We start from the raw sequence: 4420 nt of genomic DNA on the forward strand, positions 1-4420 counted from the left end.
GTTCCCGGCGGTCCCGGCAGCAGCCCTGTGGGTCCTGGTGGTCTCGAAGATCCGGGCGGGCGTTGAGGCAGCGGTGGTCCGGGCGGTCCTCGAAGGCGGGGTGGTCTGGGGTACCTGTAGGCCGTGACAGCGCCGAAGGTCCGGTGGAGGCCCGAGTCCGGGTGGTCCGGGCGGCCCTGGCAACCCAGTAGGCCGTAGCAGCCCCGTAGGTCTTGGTGAGGTTGAGGTGCAGGTGGGGCAGAGACCGCGGTGGCACCGGCCGACGGGCCTGACGAAGCCGTTGGCCCCACCGCCCGGCGGGCCTGGCGGATCGGCGAGCCCTGGCAATCCCGTATGCCGTGGCGCTCCCGCACGCCGTGGCGCCCTAGGCCGTGTCCGCAAAGTCCCGTCTGCCCCGCGACGCCTTGCGAGCGTGCGCACCGGAAGACGCAGTGGGGCCCGCCCGTCAGGCGGGCGACGGGAAGTGCCGGACAGACCCTCAGGCGGCCAGTCCCAGCGCCGCCATCCGCTTGGTGTGCGCCTCGGTGATCCGGGAGAACATCCGGCCGACCTCGGCCAGGTCGAAGCCGTCGGCGACGCCGCCCACCAGCATCGTCGACAGCGCGTCGCGCTCCGCGACCACCCGCTGCGACTGGGACAGGGCCTCGCCCATCAGCCGCCGCGCCCACAGCGCGAGCCGCCCGCCCACGCGCGGGTCGGCGTCGATCGCGGCCCGCACCTTCTCCACGGCGAACCCGGCGTGTCCGGTGTCGTCGAGCACGGCCAGCACCAGCTCCCGGGTGTCGGAGTCCAGCCGGGCCGCGACCTCGCGGTAGAAGTCGCTCGCGATCGAGTCGCCGACGTAAGCCTTGACGAGACCCTCCAGCCAGTCCGAGGGCGCGGTCTGCTTGTGGAAGCCGTCCAGCGCGGCGACGAACGGCTCCATGGCCGCGGTGGGCTCCTCGCCGATCTCCGTGAGCCGGCCGCTCAGCCGCTCGAAGTGGTGGAACTCGGCCGACGCCATCTTCGCCAGCTCCGCCTTGTCCTCCAGGGTCGGCGCCAGCTTGGCGTCCTCCGCGAGCCGCTCGAACGCGGCGAGCTCCCCGTACGCGAGCGCGCCCAGCAGGTCCACGACCGCGGCCCGGTACTGCGGGTCGGCGGAGGCCGTCGCCCAGTCCTGGGCGGCGACACCGGTGCGGGCGGCGGCTTCGGGGGTCTCGGCGTCGTGCGCGGGGTTGTCAGAGCTCGTCATGAAGCGCACAATAGCCCGCCCGCCGTGCCGGGGAAGTTCCTGGTCATTCACTGTGACCACGACGACGTGCGGATCACCTGACCGACCGCGCGCCGACCACGCGATGACCATGCGATGACCGTGCCGCCGACTGTGACGACGACTACGTGACCGAATCGGCCATCACATGTGCGCGAATCCGGGGTATGGTGGTAATGCGCCTGCTGGTACGTCGGCTAGTTCCGTCGTGCCTCGACAGGCCGCACGTATGAGGATGCCCGGTCGGTGGCCCGATCGGCTCCGACCCGACAGCTCTCCCTGACCGTACGGCACGACGCGTACGACGATCGGAGGGAACCCTCAGCGGTACGAGCGCTAGAGCGTCGGCGCGGTCCCGTGCCCCACGGCCCGCCAGTAAGGCAGCCGACGTCCCCGGCACGGTCTGACACGACCCCCCGCGCTCGCCTCGCACCGCCCACACAGAAGAGGCAGCACCCTGACTACGACGTTCCGAGAGCTCGGGATCCTTCCCGAGACCGCCGAGGCCCTGGAAGCCGTCGGCATCGTCACCCCGTTCCCCATCCAGGAGATGACCCTCCCCGTCGCCCTCGCCGGCACGGATGTCATCGGCCAGGCCAAGACCGGCACCGGCAAGACGCTGGGCTTCGGCCTTCCGCTCCTCGAGCGCGTCACCGTCCCCGCGGACGTGGAGGCCGGGCGCGCCAAGCCCGAGGCCCTGACCGACGCCCCGCAGGCCCTCGTCGTCGTCCCCACGCGCGAGCTGTGCACCCAGGTCACCAACGACCTGCTGACCGCGGGCAAGGTGCGCAACGTGCGCGTCGTCGCGATCTACGGCGGCCGGGCCTACGAGCCCCAGGTGGAGGCCCTGAAGAAGGGCGTCGACGTGGTCGTCGGCACCCCCGGCAGGCTGCTCGACCTCGCGGGCCAGAAGAAGCTCGACCTGAGCCACGTCAGGGCGCTCGTGCTCGACGAGGCCGACGAGATGCTCGACCTGGGCTTCCTGCCCGACGTCGAGAAGATCATCAACATGCTCCCGGCCAAGCGCCAGACCATGCTGTTCTCGGCGACCATGCCGGGCGCGGTCATCGGGCTGGCCCGCCGGTACATGAACCGGCCCACGCACATCCGCGCCACGGCGCCGGACGACGAGGGCGCGACGGTCGCGAACATCAAGCAGTTCGTCTACCGCGGGCACTCCATGGACAAGCCGGAGATGATCGCCCGCATCCTCCAGGCCGACGGCCGCGGACTGGCGATGATCTTCTGCCGCACCAAGCGCACGGCCGCCGACATCGCCGAGCAGCTCCAGCGCCGCGGCTTCGCGGCCGGCGCGGTCCACGGCGACCTCGGCCAGGGCGCCCGCGAGCAGGCGCTGCGCGCCTTCCGCAACGGCAAGGTCGACGTCCTGGTCTGCACCGACGTCGCGGCGCGCGGCATCGACGTCGAGGGCGTCACCCACGTCATCAACTACCAGTCGCCCGAGGACGAGAAGACGTACCTGCACCGCGTCGGCCGCACCGGCCGCGCGGGCGCCAAGGGCACGGCGATCACGTTCGTCGACTGGGACGACATCCCGCGCTGGCAGCTGATCAACAAGGCGCTGGAGCTGGACTTCCACGACCCGGTGGAGACGTACTCCACCTCCCCGCACCTCTTCGAGGACCTCGGCATCCCGGCCGGCACCAAGGGTGTCCTGCCGCGCGCGGAGCGCACCCGCGCCGGGCTCGACGCCGAGGAGCTGGAGGACCTGGGCGAGCCGGGCGGCGGCCGCAACCGCGGCCGCGGTGCCCGGGGCGGTCGCCGGGACGGCGGCGAGGAGTCCCGCCCGGCCGACCGCGAGCGCACGGACCGTACGGACCGTACGCCGCGCCGCCGCCGTCGTACGCGCGGCGGGGCCCCGCTCGACCCGGCCGCGCAGACGCCGTCCGGCACCCCCGCGCCGGAGACCCCGGCCGCCGACGCCGCCGAGTCGGTGACCGCGCCGCGCACCCCGCGCCGACGTCGCCGCACCCGCGGCGGCGCCCCGGCGGAGCAGCCGGCGACGGCCGCGACGGTCGAGGTGGCGGCCCCCGCCGCCGAGGCCGTGGTCACCACGGCCGAGGGCCCGAGCACGCTCGACGCGCCCGAGACCCCGGCGAAGCCCCGCCGCCGCCGTACCCGCCGGTCCGCCGAGACGGCGGCGACGGCCGAGGCAGTGACGACGGCCGAGACGCTGACGGCGGCCGAGACGGTGACGGCTGCCACGACGGCTGAGACCGTGACGGCCCCCGCGGCCGTGACGACCGTCGAGCCGACGGCCGTCGTGTCGGAGCCGGAGCCGCAGGCAGCGCCCACGGAGGCCCCGGAGCCGGCGGCCAAGCCCAAGCGCACGCGCACCCGCAAGGCCGCGGCGGCCACCCCGGCGGAGACGGCGGTCGACACCGCCGAGGCCGCGGAGGCGAAGCCCCGCACCCGTCGTACCCGCAAGGCCGCCGAGCCGGCCGAGGCCCCCGAGGTGACCGCCGTGGAGACGGCGGAGGCCACCGAGGCCAAGCCGAGGACGCGCCGGACGCGCAAGGCGGCCGAGCCCGCCGAGGCGCCGGTCGTGACCGAGGCGGAGACCGCCGAGGCCGAGGCGAAGCCGAAGCGCACCCGCAAGGCCACGACGGCCACCGCGGAAGCCGCGGCCGACACCGCCGAGGGCACCGAGGCCAAGCCCAAGACCCGCCGCACCCGCAAGACCGCGGCGAGCACCACCGCCGAGATCCCGGCGCAGGCCGCTGCGGAGGCGGAAGCGGAAGCGAAGCCGAAGGGCACCCGCAAGGCCACGGCGGCCACCGCGGAAGCCGCGGCCGACACCGCCGAGGGCACCGAGGCCAAGCCCAGGACCCGCCGCACCCGCAAGACCGCGGCGAGCACCACCGCCGAGGCCCCGGCCGTGGCGGAGGCTCCGGAGGCCGAGGCGAAGCCGAAGCGCACCCGGAAGACCGCGGCGGCGGCCGTGACCACGGCGGACACCGCCGAGGCGAAGCCGAAGCGCACCCGCAAGGCCACGGCGGCCACCGCGGAAGCCGCGGCCGACACCGCCGAGGGCACCGAGGCCAAGCCCAGGACCCGCCGCACCCGCAAGACCGCGGCGAGCACCACCGCCGAGATCCCGGCGCAGGCGGCGCGGGAGCCGGAGGCCAAGCCGAAGCGCACCCGCAAGGC

The 4420-nt window shown here is 74.6% G+C and carries 2 protein-coding genes; one reads left to right on the forward strand and one right to left on the reverse strand.

Annotation, left to right across the window (positions count from 1 at the left end; translation table 11 throughout):
- Positions 1-478: 478 nt before the first annotated feature.
- The gene (locus tag CCN42_RS36980) at positions 479-1240 is read right to left on the reverse strand and encodes a ferritin-like fold-containing protein (protein WP_107427709.1); all 762 of its coding nucleotides are present in this window, start codon (positions 1238-1240) and stop codon (positions 479-481) included.
- Positions 1241-1799: 559 nt separating this feature from the next.
- On the opposite strand from CCN42_RS36980, the gene CCN42_RS36990 reads away from it, so the two are divergent.
- Positions 1800-4420, forward strand: a 2621-nt coding sequence (locus CCN42_RS36990) for a DEAD/DEAH box helicase (RefSeq protein WP_086741683.1), incomplete at its 3' end; no start/stop codon positions are given.

This window comes from Streptomyces glaucescens, from assembly GCF_002154375.1.
GTDB classification, from domain to species: Bacteria; Actinomycetota; Actinomycetes; order Streptomycetales; family Streptomycetaceae; genus Streptomyces; species Streptomyces glaucescens.